General features: G+C 69.2%; 11 protein-coding genes and 1 pseudogene. 8 read left to right on the forward strand and 4 right to left on the reverse strand.

Features of this window, described 5'->3' with window-relative positions; genetic code table 11:
- Positions 1–32 precede the first annotated feature (32 nt).
- On the reverse strand, positions 33–1,688 hold the full coding sequence (locus QQM39_RS20025) for a serine/threonine-protein kinase (RefSeq protein ID WP_301998492.1): 1,656 nt from the start codon (positions 1,686–1,688) through the stop codon (positions 33–35).
- Between the two features lie 594 nt (positions 1,689–2,282).
- Between QQM39_RS20025 and QQM39_RS20030 the strand changes: the two genes are divergently transcribed.
- Positions 2,283–3,035 (forward strand): hypothetical protein, encoded by a 753-nt coding sequence (locus QQM39_RS20030; protein ID WP_301998493.1) that lies wholly within the window; start codon positions 2,283–2,285, stop codon positions 3,033–3,035.
- Positions 3,036–3,122: 87 nt separating this feature from the next.
- On the opposite strand, the gene QQM39_RS20035 is transcribed toward QQM39_RS20030, so the two are convergent.
- Both QQM39_RS20035 and QQM39_RS20040 read right to left on the reverse strand, forming a co-directional pair.
- Positions 3,123–3,593: a DUF5615 family PIN-like protein gene (locus QQM39_RS20035; protein WP_301998495.1), complete on the reverse strand. Its 471-nt coding sequence runs from the start codon at positions 3,591–3,593 to the stop codon at positions 3,123–3,125.
- Positions 3,590–4,234 carry a DUF433 domain-containing protein gene (locus QQM39_RS20040; protein ID WP_097251353.1) on the reverse strand — a complete coding sequence of 215 codons (645 nt, stop codon included), beginning with the start codon at positions 4,232–4,234 and terminating at the stop codon, positions 3,590–3,592. The genes QQM39_RS20035 and QQM39_RS20040 overlap by 4 nt, the downstream gene beginning before the upstream one ends.
- 232 nt (positions 4,235–4,466) lie before the next feature.
- Here QQM39_RS20040 and QQM39_RS20045 point away from each other — a divergent pair, with 232 nt between their 5' ends.
- From QQM39_RS20045 to QQM39_RS20070, 6 genes and pseudogenes are all read left to right on the forward strand, one after another.
- Entirely contained in the window at positions 4,467–6,095 is a 1,629-nt protein-coding gene (locus tag QQM39_RS20045) for a TIGR02677 family protein (protein ID WP_301998499.1), read from the forward strand.
- Entirely contained in the window at positions 6,092–7,417 is a 1,326-nt protein-coding gene (locus QQM39_RS20050) for a TIGR02678 family protein (RefSeq protein ID WP_301998501.1), read from the forward strand. Before QQM39_RS20045 ends, QQM39_RS20050 begins: the two co-directional genes overlap by 4 nt.
- Positions 7,414–11,670, forward strand: coding sequence for a TIGR02680 family protein (locus QQM39_RS20055; RefSeq protein WP_301998503.1), 4,257 nt, complete (start codon positions 7,414–7,416; stop codon positions 11,668–11,670). The genes QQM39_RS20050 and QQM39_RS20055 overlap by 4 nt, the downstream gene beginning before the upstream one ends.
- Positions 11,667–12,947 carry a TIGR02679 family protein gene (locus QQM39_RS20060; RefSeq protein WP_301998504.1) on the forward strand — a complete coding sequence of 427 codons (1,281 nt, stop codon included), beginning with the start codon at positions 11,667–11,669 and terminating at the stop codon, positions 12,945–12,947. The genes QQM39_RS20055 and QQM39_RS20060 overlap by 4 nt, the downstream gene beginning before the upstream one ends.
- Before the next feature lie 362 nt (positions 12,948–13,309).
- Positions 13,310–13,480, forward strand: a pseudogene (locus tag QQM39_RS20065) (hypothetical protein); the annotation flags it as partial.
- On the forward strand, positions 13,473–13,811 hold the full coding sequence (locus QQM39_RS20070) for a hypothetical protein (RefSeq protein ID WP_301998505.1): 339 nt from the start codon (positions 13,473–13,475) through the stop codon (positions 13,809–13,811). The pseudogene QQM39_RS20065 and the gene QQM39_RS20070, both read left to right, overlap by 8 nt.
- A gap of 855 nt (positions 13,812–14,666) precedes the next feature.
- Here the strand turns inward: QQM39_RS20070 and QQM39_RS20075 are convergent.
- Positions 14,667–15,893: a hypothetical protein gene (locus tag QQM39_RS20075; protein WP_301998507.1), complete on the reverse strand. Its 1,227-nt coding sequence runs from the start codon at positions 15,891–15,893 to the stop codon at positions 14,667–14,669.
- A gap of 798 nt (positions 15,894–16,691) precedes the next feature.
- On the opposite strand from QQM39_RS20075, the gene QQM39_RS20080 reads away from it, so the two are divergent.
- On the forward strand, positions 16,692–16,961 hold the full coding sequence (locus QQM39_RS20080; RefSeq protein ID WP_301998509.1) for a hypothetical protein: 270 nt from the start codon (positions 16,692–16,694) through the stop codon (positions 16,959–16,961).
- Positions 16,962–17,091 lie beyond the last annotated feature (130 nt).

Below are 17,091 nucleotides of genomic sequence, written 5' to 3' on the forward strand. Positions count from 1 at the left end.
TCTCTCCTGGTTGTGGACGGGGCGTCGGCGGGTCACTGCGGGAGGCGGAGCGCGCGGGTCAGTCTGCCCAGGCGGCTGACCAGACGCTCCACCTCGGCGTGGGCCTGATGGTCGGGAGGCAGCGCGGTCCGTTGGTCGTCGGCGAGGTGGCGCAGAGCCTCCAGGGCTTCACCAGCCGAGCCTGAGCCCGCCAGGAGGGTGGCGATGTCCCGGCGGGTCTCCAACACCTCCGGATCCAGCGGGGGAAGCACCTCCTTCTGGAGATCGAGTGCCTCGCGAAGCTCCAGGAGGGCGGCGGAGTTGTGCCCGAGCCGGCCAAGGCAGCGGGCCGCCATCACCCGGCAAGCCGCGAGGTCCGCGTCCGGCGCGGAACGGGTCGACACGAGGGTTTCCGCGAGCTCCAGGCAGCCCTCGCGTGCCGCTTGCAGTTCCTGCCCTTCGAACTGCAACCGGAGGATGGCCAGTCGGCGGGAGACGACCTCCGGATGGGAGGAGTCGAAACGGGGCAGCACCTCGTTGAGATCCCTGCCCAGCAGCTCCAGTGCCTGTGACAACCGTCCCTCTGCCGCAAGGCGTTGCGCGCGCTCGCGTAGGTCCGCCGATTCCGCGGGTGACCCGGCCCCGGAGGTGGACGGCGGTTGCGCTGGCCGAACGGAAGGTTGTGCAGTTGCGAGCGGGGCCGGGGCGTGCTCCGGAACGGATGCGTGCGCTTTGTCCGAAGGAGGATCGTTCGGAAGGTCGCTGCCATCGTGCGGCGGGCGCGCGGTGGCCTTGCCGGGCCTCGGCGTTCCGGCGCGGGCGGCCTTCGGCACCGCCTGCTCGGCCCAGGGCGCGAGGGCCTCCCGGACTTCGGCTGCGTCCGCCGGCCGGTCCTCCGGGCGCTTCGCAAGTAAGCGGGAGACCAGGTCGCACAGTTCGGCTGGTGCGTCGTCACGCAGCCGTTCCAGTGGTACTGGAGTATCGGCGATGTGCTGGACCACCAGGGCCAGCGGCTCGTCGGCCGTGAACGGCGGTCGTCCGCCCAGTATCTCGTACAGCACGCACCCCAGTGCGTACAGATCACTGAGGGGAGTGGCCGCCTGCCCCTTGCCTTGCTCTGGAGAGATGAAGCCCGGAGTTCCGGCCACCATGCCCGCGTCGGTCAACCGTGGCCTGTCCGGTGGTTGCAGGGCGGTGGCGATACCGAAGTCGAGGACGCGTACCGTGCCGTCTGTCGTGAGCATCACGTTGCGGGGCGTCAGATCCCGGTGGACGAAGCCGCGTCCGTGAGCCTGGACCAGCACGGAGCACACCTGGGCGCCCACCGCGGCGGCCCACTCCACGGGAAAGGGTCCGCGCTGGGCCACCAACCGGTCCAGCGTGTGTCCGTACACGCGCTGCATGACCAGATAGAGCCGACTCGCTCGATGGGTGCCTGCATCATGGATGACCGGTACGTACGGATGCTCCAGCTTGGCCATCAGTCGTGCTTCTCTGGTGAAGCGGACGACGGCGGGGTCCTGCGGATCGAGCCTGCGCGGCATCCTGGAGACAGCCGTCCGTGGCGTCAGCAGTTTCACCGCCACAGACCGGTCCAGCCGCTGATCGTACGCCGCCCACACCTCGCCCATGCCACCTCTGCCGAGCAGCTCCGCCAGCTCGTAGCGGCCGTCGATCAGTTCGCCCCTCGTCAGGTGCTGGTCCCTCATCGTCTTCCCCGCGCCCTTTTGTCGCCCCGGGTTGCCGGTGGTCGCGGAGAGGCCGAGCCATACGGGGCCTCCCCAAGGTGTGTACGCACCCGGTCCGCCTCGAACCATCACGGTGGGTGCATGGTCGCTAACGATCCTAGGTCAGCACGAGAGGACCGGGGAGCGGACGGGTAAACCGAGGGTCTCGAAGCTACCGAAATCCTTCACCGGCGCCCCGCTCCACGAGAGTTCCCTGCACTCAGGAGCGGTGTACGACTCACGGTGCTACGCCTCAAGGGGACGGGACAGAGTGCTGGGGACTTTCACAGACGCGCCGCATGTACGGGTTCGGGGCAGGTCGCGGGCTGGCGAGATTGGCCCTTGCGTCGTGTGCCCTGTTGTCCGTGCTCTCTACCGTGCGGCTCCTGACCACGTATCAAATCGGGAACCTCCGGCTGTCCGCTCCAGACGACACCAGTCGTCTGAAGGCCGCTTGCGGTCCAGGTCCGGTCACAAGTCGTCATCCGGCACACGGGCAGCCGGCACACGGGGCGGCCACGCCAGCATGGATTCCACAGTCGTGCACGAGAACACGGTGCAGCGAAGGGTGAAGCCATGGCCAAGCTCACGGAGGAGCAGAAGCGGCAACGAGCCGCCAAGCGTGCTCTGCGCTCGGCCCTCGAAGCCGAAGCGGATGACCGGCGACGCCACGAGCGGGATGAGCAGTGGGAGCGAGAAGGTACACGCCTCAGCTGGGCGGAGTACGTGGCTGGTGAGCCCTGCCGCGGTTGCGGACTGCCCATGACGGATGAGCTGGGGAGCTGGCCACCCCTCCTGAAGTTGTCCGAGGCGGAGAAGCTCGAATACGAGGAAGCCAACCAGAAGTTCCGGGAGCGGCACGTCGACTGCCGGGACGCCCGGTGGACCGTCAGCGGTTCTCGGGTAACCCACTGCTGTTTCTGCTGCCCGCCACCGCCGATGGGACCGAAGCAGGTGGATAAGCTCGCCAAGCTGTTCGCTTCCTGGCCCTCACGGGAGGAACGCAAGAAGGACCTCGATAGTTGGGATCTCACTCTTCGTTGCGACCACGTGGTGCCTTACATTCAGCATCGCGAGAACACCCGCGTCTCCGCCCGCGTCGTCGACTGTCCAGAGTGCGGAGAGCGTCGCGGCGTAGTGAGCAGTGAGCGAGTAGGGCCCGCGTACCGCGATGACGGGACCATCCGTGAGCGGGCGGCAGCTGATCGGGAGCGGCTCGCCCGGGAACTGGCAGCCGTCGAGGCGAAGCTGACCCGTCAGCAGAAGAACGCGGCGGCAACCCAACAACGCATCGCCGAGCTCCAGGAAGAGCTCGGCAGTGAGTCTTGATGAGACGAAGCGCAGGCAGCGATGCCAGGTCATTCCCCGCATCGATTCCGATGGGTTACTGGCCGGGAGCCCTCGTGTATCGAGGTGTCAGGACTCAGCGGTCGAATCGCGCCCCGGCCAGTGCTTCGGCGGGGCGACGGCCGGGTCCGTGATCTGGAGGCGCTTCTGCCGGGTCGGGTCGATCGACGTCAGAGAGACGAGACGCTGGCCGTCAGCTGCTTCGAGTTCGGACAGGGCGTGAGGAAGGGCCGCGCAGACAGTGGCGATCGCCGTGCCCAGGCCCACCAGGCCACCGTGCTTGTTGTTCTGGCGGTACTCGATGCGATGCAGGCCCGACTGTGCGATGGCCGCCACTTCGAGTGGCCGGCTGAGCTGCTTGGTGTCGTTGGTGATGACGACCTCGAAGCCGTCGGTCTTGGCCTTGGCGTACAGCTCGATGTCCTTCGTGCCCGTCCAGCCCTTGAGCTCGTGGACGTGGACGACTTCATGCGCCTTCAGCAAGATGCGCACGATCTCGGCCATGGGACGGGGCACGTTCTCGTCAAGCAGCAGTTTCAAGCGACGACCTGCCGGGGCTCGCTGCTGCCATAGCTGTCGACGTACTCACTGAAGTCGGCGGCGTCCCGGGCGGCCTCGGCCGTCACGCCTGGGTAGAACTCACCGATCTGATCCGGCGGGATGCCGTCTCTTACGAGGGCGGCGACATCTGACGCCGGGATCCTGGTGCCTTGGATGACCGGTTCGCCACCTCGGACCGACTCGTCGACCGCGACGTGCTCACGGGGGGTGAGCAGAGCGGGAATGCTGCGGCCGTCCTTATAGAAGGGCGCGAGAACATCCACCATCTGGTGGATGACCACGTTGCCTCCCTTGATCAGGTCTACGGCATGGTCGGGTTCAGCCAGATAGATCGTGTCCGGGCCCGCGACGAGTTTGTACGAGGAGAGGTGCTCCCACTCGCCGAGGTCCTCCCGGAGCGTGTTCAGCGCACGGCGGATCTTCTGCAACGAAGCCTCTTCGCGCAGCTGCACACAGATGCGGAGTGCGACAACGTCGCGGAACGAGTAGAGGATCGGCCTCTCGCTGGAGATCTCGGGCACGAGCACGGCGCCCTTGGGCCCAGAGGCTCGGCGCCAGTGGGACAGCTGGCGCAGCGTCGCGCCGGAAAGAGCCGCGGCGAGTTTGGGTTCGTACGACACCGCGTGCCTCCTTCCGTCTTCCGCCCCCATCGATATCGGCCTGAACGTACCCCATTCTCCTGGAGGCCACTCAGCACAGAAACCGAAGGGCCCATTCAGGGTGAGCCGGGACGCCGGACGCCTACATGCCGCACATGCCGCTCCCGCGGGATTCGCCACAGGCCGGCACACGTCCGTGGCATTTTCGGCCACCCACCGGCGGCGCCCGTATGCGCCGCGTAACCTCACAGGCATGGGGGCATCAGCATCCGGTGCAGGTCAGGACGCCGACGAGGAGGCGCGGCGGCGGCTGAACGCGTACACGTACCTCAGCGCGCCCGAACGGCTGGAGCACGTCGCGATCATGCGGGTCTTCTGCGGAACGCTGCTGGCGGATCTCGCCGTCCCGGACATCATGGCGAAATTGCGCCAGACCGGCGCTTCCGCCGCAGGACTCGACGCCGACACCCTCACGGTCCGACTGGAACAGCTGGTCCAGTGGGGAAACCTGCTCCGCAGCAGCCACACGGTGAACGCGTCCAGCATCAGTGAGTACCAGCGATCCCGCTCGCGCTACCAGCTGTCGAAACTGGGCGAACGTATCCAGCGGGACGCCGACGGAGTCCTGGCCGAGGCCGACGCCGCCCGCGAGGTGAGCAACGAACTGCTGGCACTGGTCGAGCGCGGACTACGGGAGCTGGCCGACCTCGTGACCGCGCCGGGCGGCGTCGAGCCGCAGGACGGACTGGAGCGGATCAGCACGCTGTTCGTGCAGTTCACCGAGTTCGCGGACTCCATACGCGACTTCTATGCCTATCTCGGCCAGGTGCTGTCCCGCTACGACCTGGACAGCGCCGAGTACCAGGGCTTCAAGGAGCTGCTCCTGGACTACGTCGAGGCAATCACGGAGGACGTGGCGTTCCGCGCGCCCCGGATCTCGGCGGCGTTGGACACCCTGTGGACGCACATCCCGGCTCTGCTGGACCGGCTGGACTCTCATGCCCAGGGGCTCACCGGGCTCTCGGCGCAGGCGCAGGGCGAAAGCCGCCCAGACGTCCGGATCCAGCGCAGCCGCGGCCGCGAATTCGCGGACTGGGAGGGCCTGCGCGGCTGGTTCAGCAACACCGACGGCCAAGGCAGCCAGGTCGACCAGCTACGCGATGCCACCCTGCGCGCGTTGCAGTCGCTGCTCGCCAACGCCAAGCGGATGCTGCGGTCAGCCACCGGGGAGATGTCCCGGCGCAAGGATCTGCTGCGGCTGGCCCGCTGGTTCGACGAAGCGGCGCCGCGGGACGCACACGACATCGCCGTCGCCGCATTCGGGCTGTACGGCGCCCGCCATCTGGGCATACCTCCGGCCACCGACGAGGTGGTGCCCGCCTACACGAGCTGGTGGACCGGCCCGGTGGTCGAGGTACCGGTGGCCCTGCGGGAGAGAGGCAGCCGCGCCCAGCGGGGCCGGGCCTCCGCGGTGGAGGACCACTCCGCGCAGAAGCAGCTGCTGAGGGAGGCAGCCCGTCAGCGGGCAGCGGCCAGAGCAGCGGCAGCCGACGAACTGCGCAGCGCGTCCGGCCGGTTCGCCGAGGTACACCTCACGTCAGCGGCGCTCGGCCTGCTCCTGGAGCTGCTGGCCACAGCGCTCGGGAACGCACAGCTCAGCAGGCCCGTCAGCACGGACGGGGAGAGGACGGCGGGGTTCGACCTCGACTCGGCCAGCAGTGAAGACGCCGAACTGCGTATCCGCCTCACCGTGCGCCGGACGGCGGGCACGCGAACGGTGCTGTACTCGGCCGACGGCGACCTGCTGCTGGACGACCTGGAGCTGGACATCGGTCGCACCTCCGCCGCGGTCGACGGCGAAGCGGAGGCGAGCGTGTCATGACCCTCCCCTCGACTCACGACGTAGCCCTGGCAGCCGAGCGCCGCACCGCCGCCCGGCTGCTGCTCGCCCACCCGCTGATCGCGTCGGACGGCCCGCACGCCGACCTCTTCCCGCTGATCCGCAGGCACGCCGACTGGCTGGGCAAACGGTTCCAGCAGGTGCTCGGCTACCGCCTGCTGGTCGACAGCTCCTATGCCAGGCTGTTCAAGGCGGGGCTGGGGGCGGGTTCGGGTCATCGGCTGGAGCGCTCCACCGGCACCCCGTTCACCCCACACACGTACGCCTGCCTCGCGCTGGCCCTGTCCGTGCTGGTGACCGCGCCCGAGCAGATGCTGCTGTCACACCTGGTCGCCGATATCAGGGCTGCAGCGGCCGACGCCGGGATCGAGCTGGAGGAAATGGGCCGAGCGGCCGGGAAGCGGACCCTGGTCGCGGCTCTGCGCCAGCTCGTCGACTGGGGCGTGCTCATCGAGACCGAGGGCCATGTGGCCGCGCTTGCGCAGGAGGCGGGCGGAGAAGCCCTGATCACGATAGATCGGGAGTTGGCACGCGTGGTCGTCGCCGGCCCGCTCTCCCAGGCACGGGACGGCGCCGACCTGGTCCGGCGGGCAGCGGACCCGGGCTTCGGCGGGCCGCGCACCTACGTGCGCCGGACGCTCGTCGAGACGCCCGTCGTTCACCTCGACGAGCTGACGGACGCCGAGCGTGACTGGCTGCGCACCCGGCAGCGCCGGGAGGCCCAGGCTTTCTCCGAACTCCTGGGTCTGGAGATGGAGATCCGTGCCGAGGGCGTGGCGCTGGTGGATCCCGAGGAGGAGCTGACGGATCTGCACCTGCCGGGCACCGGGACCGTCGCACAGGCCGCGCTGCTGCTGGCGGAACGGCTCGTGGAGCGGCTTCGGCCGCAGGAGCCGGGGCATCCGGCGACCGGCGGGACGCTCGTCATCGGGGTGGCCGTCCCGGACGGCCTGGTGGATGAGGTGCTGGCCGGGCTGATCGCTGAGTACGGGCAGCGCAGCAACTGGCAGCGCGGCTACCTGGAGGACCTTCCCTCCCTGCGAGAGGCCGTATTGGACCTCCTGGTCCGCATGCGGCTGATGGCCCGCGCGGGCCGGCTGCGCGCCGAGGGCGAAGGACTGCCGGAGGGGTACGTCGAAGAGGCGCCGGAAGGACGCACGGTGACCGATGTCCATGGCGCACGGCCCGGCGGCGACGGCTGGGTGCTGCTGGCCGCAGCGGCCCGCTACGCCACCCACGTCACGGTGCGCCCGGCCACCGCAGCAGGCAAAGGCACTGACGTTCAAGAGGAGTTGCCGCTATGACCACCGACGCGCGTGGCCTCGTTCCGCTGCCGCGTTCCGGCGCTGCGACACCCGCCGGCCCTGCGACGACCGCCGGCACCCGCTTCCGGCTGCACCGGGCGGGCATCCAGAACGTCTGGCAGTACGACGAGCAGGAGTTCTCCTTCGGCGACGGACGGCTGCTGCTGCGCGGCAAGAACGGCGCGGGCAAGTCCAAGGCCCTGGAGATGCTGCTCCCGTATCTTCTGGACGGCGACTCCCGGGCACTGGACTCGACAGGCACCGGCCGCACCACGCTTGCCTGGCTGATGCTGGACGGATTCGAGCAGACCAACCGTCTCGGGTATCTGTGGGTGGAGTTCCGGGGCACGGCCGACGACGGCGGTCACCGCCACCTGACGCTCGGTGCCGCCATCCGCGCCTCGAAGTCGACGCAGAAGGCGCTGCCGACGTTCTTCGTCACCCCGCTGCGGATCGGCGAGGATCTGCACCTGGTCGAGGGCGGAAAGCCGCTACCGGTCGACCGGCTCAAGGAGATCGTCGGCTCCGACAACACGACCGACCGTGCGGTCCAGCACCGTGCGCGTGTGGCCCGGGAACTGTTCGGCATCACCGACGCGACGCGCTATCGCAACCTCACCCAGCTCCTTCACCGGCTGCGGCGCCCGACGGTCGGTGACCGTATCGAACACGGGGGCTTGGTCTCCCTGCTGAGCGAGACCCTGCCGGGGCTCGACGAGGACGTGGTCGAGAAGGTGGCCCGCAACCTCCACGACCTCGACGCCGTACGCGACGAACTCGGCCGCCTGGAACGCACCGACGCGGCCTTGCGCACGTTCCTCACCAGTTACCGCGGCTACCTGGCCGGGGTCCTGCGCGCCTCCGCCCAGAGAGTGAGCCACGAACTGGGCGTCCTCGCTCAGCGGCGCCGGGCGGCCGGAGACGCCGCACAGCGGACGAGCGACCTGAGGACGCAGGAGGAGGAGTCGGAGGGCCGACTGGAGACCCTGCGCGACGAGGAACAGAACGCCCGGACCGACCTGGCCGCCCTACACGCCAGTCACGCCTACCGCAGCCTGCGCGAACTGTCGGAGCGCCGCGGCACGGTGGAGGCGCTGCACACCGCCGCCGTGGCCGCGTTCACCACCTTGCGCAACGCCCATGACGCGGAGGAGGGCTCGGCGGAGCGGCTGGCCGAAGGTGTCGAACACCTCGGAAGCCGACTGGCCGAGCTGGGAACCGAACATCGGGAGTTGCTGACACAGGCGGAAAAGGCCGGGCTTCCTACCGGCCATCTCGGCGAGGCGGTGGCTCTGCCGCGCACGGTTCTCGCCCAGGCCACCGAGACCGAACTGACGACTCCGGACGGGGAGACGCGTACCGTACGGCGCCGGTCGGTGGCCCGTGTGGACACGGTCACGGCGCAGGAAGGGCTGCGGTCCTGGCAGAACCAGTTGGAGGACGCCGAGGCGGTCGCGAGAAACCGGGCCCGGATGGTTCAGGAGGTGACCCGCCTCATCTCACGGGCGGACGAGGCCCGCGCCGCGGCGGCTCAGTCCGATGCCGAGCGGGAACGGCTGGAGGGCGAGGCGGAAGAGGCCGCCGGTCATCTGGAGGGCAGCCGTCAGAAGGTCGCCGAGGAGAGCGGCGCCTACGCCCGCCAAGTCGCCGACTGGGCGGCGCGCACGCGGACCGCGCTGGGTATCGACTGCCCGTCACTCGACGCCGTCCACGCCACCGTCGGCCACGAGACCTCCACCGACGCGCCGTTCGCGGACCGCACACTGCCGCCCGACATCGACAACCAGGCGTGGCGGACAGCTCAGGCCGCGTTGGAGCCGTACGGCGAGGAACTCACCGGACGCCGGGACGCCCTGGCACTCAGCGTTAACCGGCTCGGCGAGGAACTCGACCACCTGGCGAAGCAGAAGCGGGACTGGGAGCAACGTACCGACCCCGAGCCGCCCGCCCCGCACCATCGCGCCGCCGCAAGGACGCCGGGCAGTGGAGCACCTTTCTACCGGCTCGTGGACTTCGCGGAAGACCTGGCTCCGGCCGACCGAGCTGGTCTGGAAGGGGCGCTGGAGGCGAGTGGAATCCTGGACGCGTGGGTGAGCGCGGGCGGCGTCCTTCTCGACCCGCGCACCCGGGACACCCTTCTCCAGCCGGGTCCCGCGCTGTCCGACGGGCCGACTCTCGCCTTGGCCTTGCGCCCAGCCCCTGCACCGGGTTGCGGCGTCACGGCCGAGCAGGTGGAGGGGCTGCTGGCCACCATTGCACTCGCATCGGCACAGGAGACCTCCGCGCACAATGCGGTGTTTTACGACGGCAGTTGGCGTTTGGGCGTACTCAACGGTCGTCACGACAAGGGCGACACCGAGTACGTGGGGGCCGCCGTACGCGCCGAGACTCGGCGACGCATCCTCGCAGAGTTGGAGGAGCGGATCGCGCAGACGGAACAGCGGCTGGCCGATGTCCGCGAAGAGCTCACCGTAGCCGATGCCACGCGTCGGGCTCTCACGCTCGCAGAACGGGATTTCCCCAGGGCACGGAATCTCGCGGACGCATGGAGCAGGACCGAATCAGCAGAGCGGACCCTGCGCGAACTGACCGCCAAGGCGACCCGGGCGGCGCGGCTGGCCGAGGAGACACGCGCTCTCGCGGTATCGGCGCGGACCGAGGCGGATTCCACTGCGACCGCCCACGACCTGCCCGGCGACCCCGCCTCCCTGGACCGTGTGCGCACCGCACTGGCTGGTCTGCTCAGCGGTATCGGACATTTGCGCAGGGCCGTCAGCGGCACGGGCGAGCGGCTCGGTACGAACCAGGCCGATGCCGACCGGTACGGACGCGCCCGAGAGGATCGCCTGGCCGCGGACGAGAGCTACCGGCTCCACCTCGCCGGGCTGCGCACCGCTGAGCAGGACCTGCGCACCCGCGAGGAGGCCATCGGGTCGTCCGAGGAGGAAATCCTCTCCCGCAAGCAGGAGTCCAAGCAGCGCATCGCGAACGCCGTCCAAGCGCTCCCCGCGGCACAACGAGCTCGCGACGATTTCCACGACCAGCGCGTGCGCGCGGAAGAGGACGAGAAGCGCCTGCGCGGGGGCCTGGCGGACCAGGAGACGGTGGTCATCGACACCGGCAGCGCTCTTCGCGGTGCTCTCGGCCGACCGGAGGTGGTGCTCGGCGCCGGCCTTGACCGGTCCTCGCTGCCCGAGTACGTATCGGATGATCCCGGCGCGGACGTCCGCAGCCGTCTGCGCGCGCTGCGGGCCCTCGCCGAAGCCGTGGAGCAGGCCCTCGGCCGCCCGAAGGGCGAGGTGTCGGACAGCACCCTGCTCAACCGTCACACCGATCTGCGCGACCAACTGGCCGGCGGGTTCGATGCGCAGCTGGAGGAGCGCGACGGGATCAAGGTGTGCCGCCTGGTCGACGACCACGGGTCCCATGACGTTGCGGCCGTGGGCGAGCGGATCGCGGTTCAGGCCGCGGAGGCCCGGGGGCGGCTCACCGAGCGCGAACGTGAGGTCTTCCAGCGGTTCCTGACCGGTGAGCTCGGCGACCACCTCTCGGCACAGGTCATCGCGGCGGCGAACCTGGTCGCGGCTCTCAACGACACCCTGCGGACGGTGCGCACCTCCCACGGCCTCGGTGTCGAGCTGCTGTGGAAGCTCGACGAGGACGTGGACGCGGATGTGCGCGCGGCCGTCGAGCTGCTGCGCAGTCCGTCGAGCCTCAGGACTCGCGACCAGACCGAGCAACTGCGCGAGGTGCTGCAACGCCGGATCGAGGACGCCCGACGCGCCGATCCTTCAGCCGGATACGCCGCCCATCTGCGGACCGCGCTGGACTACCGCGACTGGTTCCGTTTCCACACCTTCGTGGTCGAGGACGCGGCTCCGAGCCGCCGTAGGAAACTGACCGGCCGGACCGGTCTCAGCCAGGGCGAACAACGCGTGCTCTCCTACCTCGTGCTCTTCGCCGCGGCTGCCGCCCATTTCACCAGCCTCGCCGAGTCGGCACCGCACGCGCCGCGGCTGATCCTCCTGGACGACGCCTTCGCGAAGGTCGACGAACCCACCCATGGCCGGCTGGGCCGTATCCTCGTCGACCTCGATCTCGACTTCGTCCTCACCAGCGAGCGGCTCATGGGCAACTGGCCCGAGGTTCCGTCCCTGCACATCTACGAGTGCCTCCGTGATCCCCATGCGCGCGGGGTGGCCACCCTGCACTACACCTGGAACGGTCGGCACCGGCGTCTGGTGTCCGTATGAGCGAGCTGCCCGCCGCAACGCGCGACTGGCTGACGGGACCTGGACTCACCCGGCTCTGGCAGGGGGCACGTAAACGCCTGGAAAGCAACGGCGTACAGGCCACGGGTTCGCTCCGGCTGACCGCGATGAACGCCCAGGAACGCAACGACCTGTCTCTCCTGCTGGGCAAGCCCCTCACAGGTGCAGCCGTGACCGTACGGCTCGACATGCTCGACGCACGGCTACGCGCTTCGGCCGCCGGACTCGGCCTCAGACAGACCCTGGAGGAACTCGGCCCGCCACTCACCGACCGCCGTGCCGCCCGCGCGGACGTGGCGGCACGGCGGGAACAGGTGTGGTCGTCTCTTACTTCGTCACTGGACGCCTCCCCACTCGCCGACCAGGAATGGCCCCGGCAGTGGTACGACCTGCTGCGCCGTTCCGGTGTTCCGAGAGGAGTGACGCCCGAAGCGGCGATATGGACACTCCAGCAGGCGGTCCAAGTCCTCACCGCTCTCCTCGGACCCGACGGACCTGAACGCAACGGCACACGCGGTCGAGGAGAACTCGCCGCCATGACGACCGGCTCCGCGCACGGCCTGGACGACGGCACCTGGCTCGCCCGCCTCGTCCAACGCGGCCTCGCCCTCGCCCACGGCACCGAGTTCCCCGACAACGCGGCCGGTCGACGCGCTCTGTGGCGGCTGGTGTCCGTCACTCCGGACGAGGTCTCCAGCACGGTGCTGACGTACGGACTGCGACCCGACGGCGAGGGCTGGCGGGAGCGTGCTCTGCGGGAGCGAGCCAACCATCACGCCGAAGTACACGTCACACCACGCGACCTGCATGGCCTCCGGCTGCAGCTCCCCGCCGGAACGCTCATCCACATCTGTGAGAATCCGCGCGTGGTGGAAGCCGCGGCGGACGCGGCCTGCGTCCAGCCCCTGGTGTGCACCTCCGGCAGCGCGGCCACCGTGGTCTTCACTCTTCTCGACGCCCTCGCCGCCACGGGTTGCCGCTTCGCGTACCACGGCGACTTCGACTGGCCGGGGATCGCTCTGGCCAACCGGGTCATCCGCCGCTACGAAGCCCGGCCGTGGCGCATGGGCGCCGCGGATTACGAGCACCTGGCCGCTCGCAGTCAGGCCGAGGGCATCCCTCAACTGGCCCTCGACGGCCAGCCGGTCGACGCGGACTGGGACCCGGATCTCGCCCCCGCCATGACCGCCCTCGGCGTCGCGCTCCATGAGGAGGCGACCCTCGACCTCCTGGTGGACGACCTGTCACGCCGGGCGTAGGGACGCCGACGCCTCCGTGTCGGGTTCTGGGAGCCACCTGGGAGCCGACCCGCTCCCCAAGCCCCTTCCACACCACCCGAGACCGCCCCACCCCAACGCCCCGACCAGGCAAAACACCAAACCACCCGGTGTCGATCTTCGCGGAACCTCTTCGGGACGAAGAGGTCGTGGGTTCAAATCCCGCCACCCCGACAGTGAAGTAGCAGTTCAGGGCCCTGATCCAATTAGTGGATCAGGGCCCTGGCAGGTTTCTGGAGATCGTTTGAGAGAAACCGGGGAGGGATCTTGGTCAGGTTCTCCCAAGGACGCGCTCACCCCCTGAAGATCGCGGGAGTTCCGGTTACGGTGTCGGCGATCCGGATACGGAGATCCCGCTCGTCGGAGGTGGTCGGCCCATCGTGAACGGACAGTTGCCCTCGACCGGCGACGATGCCGGCCTCGAGGTAAACGGGGTCCACCTCGCCCTTCCTGCCGGAGGCGGTGAGGTCGTGCTGGCCTCGACCGACAGCGCGATGCACAACTGCGGTGACTGACGACCACGCCGGTTGGGGCGAGCCGCAGGAATACACGGACGTGTTCCTGCGGTCCGCCCACCAGGCCGTCCTGGATCTTTGTGACCGACGGGGCGGCGAGTTCGAGTCACTCACCGGCGAAGCAGTGTCCGACGCGGCGGACAACGTGGGCGTCGCTGCCACCGCGGTGGTGCTCTTCCGGGGCCGTCGCTACGTCTTCCGCCGGGGCATCTGGCCTCCGAGCCACCCCGCCACCACGCAAGCCGCCATCTACGCGACCGTTCTGGAGGAGCGGCTGCTGACGCGGGTCCACCCCCGGCTCGGCGACGACGTGTCGCCGGTCCACCTCTGAGAACGCGCCCTCATGAGCGTCGGTCAATCCGCGGCTCTTCCGCTCGCACGGCCGTCGTGGCACGAGCGCGTAGCAGCCGATCGAGTACAGCGACCGGCGAGCGCGGGCGCAGGGCGCCGCCTTCTGGTGGACGTGTGGACTCGCGCTGCTGTCCGGCCGGCCCGCAACCGACGCCGTGCGATCGCCGTCGCGGACGTGCGGAGTTGATCCCGCCGTCCAGGACGCCGAGGTGGGGCCGCAGGTGCGTGGTGGAAAGCACAGCGGGCCGGAGCTGTACGTGCTTGGCGACGCGGCGTCCCTCGGCCTTGTCTTCGATGCGCTGGGGAAGGCCCTGGAAAACGCTCTTACGGGTGTGGCACACGAAGTACGGTCGGGCTGGGAAGGCAGCGACGATCGAGCTGGTTGCTGTGGGGCGAAGGGCATGAGGCCGTGACGGACGAAGAGTTGCAGGAGCGGCTTGCCTGGGCACGTGAGCAGGCCCCCGGGATGGGCGTTCTCGAACTGCCTGAAGGGCTCCGTTGGGCAACCGCCCACGGGCTTGTCCTGTTCGTGTGGCGCAACGGCCCCATCTCTAACGCCTCGACGACGTGGTCCTGGACCGCTAGGCGGTCTGGCCGGGGTGCGACGGCTCGCTGACGGACTTCGGCTGGGGGTTCCTCGGGGAGATCAAGAAACACGTCAAGCAGCGCATCGGCACACTGAGGCACTTCGAGAAACTCCTGCCCCCGTACGACTTCCTGCTGCTCTTCGCCGCTCCTCAGATCGGAACGCACGACGACCACTTCGGCATGCCGAAGTGGGCCATATGCGTGACGGCCGCGATCAGCCGACTGCGGGGCGAGGACGAAGAGTTCCTCATTGTGGCGCCCCGTCGGGTTCGTCCGTTGCTGATGGGTGAACGTACCTGCTCTCATCGAACGGGGTGAACCACGAGCCGAACGCCATGGGCACGATCCCGAGAGCCGTACCAGTAGCTCCTTCGTCGACCCCGTCCGACGAGTCGTCGTAGAGCCACTCGTGATCCATGTCCTCGTACACATTGTCGGCGAACGCTTCGAGAGCGGACGATACGTTGTCGTCGAGAAGCCCGTGCAGTTCCAGAGTCGTCGTCGCCCCGCTCAGCAGAAACCTCAGGGCGAGTTCCTCGGCCACGCAGCTGAGTTGCTGGAAGCTGCCGTCGGTGAAGCGGGTGGTCATGGCGATCACGGTCGTCAGGAAGCGGCGGGCGAACCGGGCGTCGTATCGGAGGGCGTACCGGTCGGGCAGTCGCTCCAAGTGCCACAAGGGGCCCTCGCATTCCGCGACGTTGGTGTCCTCCTGCGTCAGGACCTGTACGTCTTCGAACAGCTCGTCCACCAGGATGCCGGTCGCGTAGACCAAGGCGCCGGCGGCGAGTCGGGCGCTCTCCGGCGGGACGGCGAACTCCTTGTCCCTGTTCCCGTTCCCGTTCCCGTTCCCGTTCCCGTTCCCGTTTCCGTTCCCGTTCCCGTTCCCGTCTTCGTCGTCCTCGCCCTCACCCTCGCCCTCGCCCTCGCCCTCGGTATCGAGCACACCGAACATTGCCGGGGAAAACGCACGCAGTTCGTCCGCCAACCCCAGCATCCGGCCTCGCACGGCCGTGGCTTTCGTCTCGGTGTCGTCGCTGTCGTCAGCGCTCTCGGTGCGCGCGCTCTCGGTGTGCCGGGCCTTGCGAGCGGCCGGGTCATCGGGTGGGGCATCGGGGCCGTCGGCTGCGTCGAGGCTCTCTTTGGCCAGGCCCGGGTGGAGTTCGACCTCGCACCGTTCGATCTTCCAGTCCGCCAGCAGCTCGGAGCGCTCCAGCAACTCGTCGACCAGCGCCTGCACCGCGTCCTCGGCGAATTCCAGTGCCGGAGCGTCCACGATGACCTTGAGCAGAGCGCCGCCCGGGTAGACGGCCACGATGCTGTCGAGGAGATCGACTTCGACTCCGTCAGGCCCTTCAACGGACTTGACGGAGACGAATCCGTCCTCGATGAGCGCCACGGCGCCCGCTCGTTGAAGTGGGTCCATCTCCGGAGTGCCCTCCGGGATGCAGGTGTCCACGGTCACTACGTACGTCACGTACCCGAGCTTGGCAGGAGGGAGCCGTTCCGCGCGGGGGAATGGGTCCGTTCGCGGATGCCTGTTCGACCACTGTTCAGCCTTTCCACCTGCGTTGTCAGAGGCATGGGTCACTATGGGTTACGCATGATGACCAATTCGTGAGGGGATTGCATTGACCGCTGACGAGCCGCGCTCCGGCCTGCCCATCGAGTTTCTCCGTACCGTTTCGGACTCTCCGCCGGTCCGCATGGCTGTGGACAAGGCGCGGGCGCTACCCCCGGAAGCAACTCCCGCGACGGACAGCGACCTGCGGAGGGACGACCAGCCCTCCATGGGCTCCTCCATGGGCTCCTCCCTGGGCTCCTCCATGGGCTCCTCCATGCGTCTGGCCACGATCGCGCTCGCCCACCCCTCGTGTCCGGACACGCTGCGCGCGGAGGTCCTCCGACGCTGTTCTGTCCAGCAGCTCCGCCGCCGTCGCGCTCCCGCGGTTCCTGAGAGCGCGTCGGTCACTCGACCCAGCAGGACGACCGTCGGCTGGAAGAGATCCGCACCGCAACCGCCGTCGTGCGCATCCTGGGCGATACCCGCCACGGCGGGCGGTCCGAACGGCCCCGCTGGACCGTCATCCGGCAGGGACGACCCCATGGAGAAGCTGCTGCCGTCCTTCGCCTCCGCCTCGCACCGCTCCCCGGTCTCCTTCACGGATGTCCTGGCGCGCCACTCCTCCCCGCAGGCCGCGCTGCTTCGGGTCACCCGGGATCTGCGAAAGCGTCTGTGCGGCGGCCCCACCTTAGGGAGGCCTGGACTCGGCGAGTGCTCGCCCTGCCGGGCCGCACACCGGAGCTCACCCGTGCCCTGCCGGCGTGGACCGCGCTCACCGTCGGGGGCACCTCTTACGGCACCGCCCACGAAGCGGTCGCCTCCGTGGTGCTGACCACACTCGGCAGTGACGACGAGGCATGGTCCCGCTTCGCCGCGAGCCCTGTCTCCTACGCGGGGCCGACCGGCCGGCTGCGGCTCGGTGATGTCCTCGATGCCGCGGCCAAGGGTGAGGCATGGCCGAAGCTCCCCAGTGCCAGATGACAATCCCCGCGGGGAGCGGCGCAGACTCGACGGTGTGACGAAGCGCGGTGACATACCCGTCGTCCGGCACCGGTCCCTCCCCTCGTGGGGACCGGTGCCGGACGACGGGGTGGTGTCGATCCGCAGGACC

It is taken from the genome of Streptomyces sp. DT2A-34 (assembly GCF_030499515.1).
In the GTDB taxonomy this organism is placed as follows: domain Bacteria; phylum Actinomycetota; class Actinomycetes; order Streptomycetales; family Streptomycetaceae; genus Streptomyces.

Coding starts and splice junctions, on each gene's coding strand:
- QQM39_RS20025 (WP_301998492.1), bottom strand. CDS start 1,688: ATGAGGGACCAGCACCTGACGAGGGGCGAACTGATCGACGGCCGCTAC.
- QQM39_RS20030 (WP_301998493.1), top strand. CDS start 2,283: ATGGCCAAGCTCACGGAGGAGCAGAAGCGGCAACGAGCCGCCAAGCGT.
- QQM39_RS20045 (WP_301998499.1), top strand. CDS start 4,467: ATGGGGGCATCAGCATCCGGTGCAGGTCAGGACGCCGACGAGGAGGCG.
- QQM39_RS20050 (WP_301998501.1), top strand. CDS start 6,092: ATGACCCTCCCCTCGACTCACGACGTAGCCCTGGCAGCCGAGCGCCGC.
- QQM39_RS20055 (WP_301998503.1), top strand. CDS start 7,414: ATGACCACCGACGCGCGTGGCCTCGTTCCGCTGCCGCGTTCCGGCGCT.
- QQM39_RS20060 (WP_301998504.1), top strand. CDS start 11,667: ATGAGCGAGCTGCCCGCCGCAACGCGCGACTGGCTGACGGGACCTGGA.